Origin of the sequence: Alloyangia pacifica, from assembly GCF_020524285.1 — a bacterium.
Taxonomy (GTDB): Bacteria; Pseudomonadota; Alphaproteobacteria; order Rhodobacterales; family Rhodobacteraceae; genus Salipiger; species Salipiger pacificus_B.
In genome coordinates this window covers 1-1,241 of the sequence record NZ_JAIVKX010000041.1, presented here as the reverse complement: position 1 = coordinate 1,241, position 1,241 = coordinate 1, and the positions used below count along the sequence as shown (strand labels likewise).

Below are 1,241 nucleotides of genomic sequence, written 5' to 3'. Positions count from 1 at the left end.
TTCAGGGTGTCTTGCAGTGTCATTGACTCTTCTCACATTGGGGATCGTAAATGGCCGCTCCGTCGAGATTGAAACCGGCCGCACCCCGCTGGTCCGGTTGCGCTTCTCGCCGAGTGACATCGCTCCATGTTCCCCACATCCCCTCCAGCATTGGACGCGATGGCGTAATGACCACATCCCTGAGCACGGCGGCCTGAGACCCATCACCCAGCATCGAGATCGATCCTTCCTGGGTTGGGCCGCACCCGCAGTTCGAACACCGCGAGCCACTCGTCCTTGATCGACCACGACTTTCCAAGTTTGACCGCCTGTAGACGGATCACCCCCTCTGGGGTCGGGCAGCCGTGATTGATCCAGTCGCGGATCGTGTGGGGGTCTCTGCCAAAGATTTCCGCGACTTCGTTTGCCGAGTAATATGTGGGTCTTTTCATGAATGTTCTCCGGTTCACATGGAAAACATGGGGTCTTTCGGTGTCCTTCGGAAATATTTCAGGAGAAAAGTCGATGTTTTCTCTTTATCGCCACCCCGTTTGCGCGCTGTGCGGATCATGACTTCCAGAAAAGGGGGGCATGCCGGTAATGGGGTTTATAATACCGGTACGCCCCAATTTTTCCGAAACAAACCGAATTTTGCGGTTTTTACGATGAACCCAATTCCTCGTCATATCAAACTGGAGACTGACGATGACGAAGGAAATTTTTGTCGGGCAGAAGCGCGACGCAGGCGGCAGGTTTTGCGGAAAAGGTGCTTTCCGCTCCGAGTTCTCTGCTCCGGAGACCGCATTCACGCCGCTGAGCGAGGTCCCGGAAAAGCTCAGAACAGTCTTGAAAGGCGGGCACGCGGCACTCGCTAACGCCAGCGCGCGTGACGGCAGGGTCGCGACGGTCGTTTGCCGGGCGAGTCCCGGCTCTGGGAAAAGCACAATGGAGAGGCGCCTGATGGCTGAACGCTTTGAAAGCGGTAACCGGGAACATGTGATGTATCACGTCCCGACACTGAGCCTGGCGGAAGAGGCGGCGGCGGACGCTCAAGGCCTCGGCTTGGCAGCCATCGCCGTGCGAGGACGGTCGGCCGCCAACCCCGCGGGAACCGGCACGATGTGTGCAAAGGCCGACTTGATTGAGCGGGCCAGTCGGATCGGAATATCTGTGCGTGACCATTTCTGCGAGACCATTGACCAAGGGGGCAAGAAACTCCGGTGCCCGCACTTCGCAGGCTGCCCATATCTCGCGCAATTTCA

Annotated in this window: 2 protein-coding genes; one reads left to right on the top strand and one right to left on the bottom strand. The window is 57.9% G+C overall.

The features are described from left to right. Positions 1-203: 203 nt before the first annotated feature. Positions 204-431 carry a helix-turn-helix domain-containing protein gene (locus tag LC039_RS26745; protein WP_226629934.1) on the bottom strand — a complete coding sequence of 76 codons (228 nt, stop codon included), beginning with the start codon at positions 429-431 and terminating at the stop codon, positions 204-206. Between the two features lie 253 nt (positions 432-684). On the opposite strand from LC039_RS26745, the gene LC039_RS26740 reads away from it, so the two are divergent. Continuing rightward, positions 685-1,241, top strand: a 557-nt coding sequence (locus tag LC039_RS26740; protein WP_226629932.1) for a hypothetical protein, incomplete at its 3' end; no start/stop codon positions are given.

What these genes read in the sequence shown, in the direction of transcription:
- LC039_RS26745 (WP_226629934.1), bottom strand. Translation starts at nt 431, where the DNA reads ATGAAAAGACCCACATATTACTCGGCAAACGAAGTCGCGGAAATCTTT.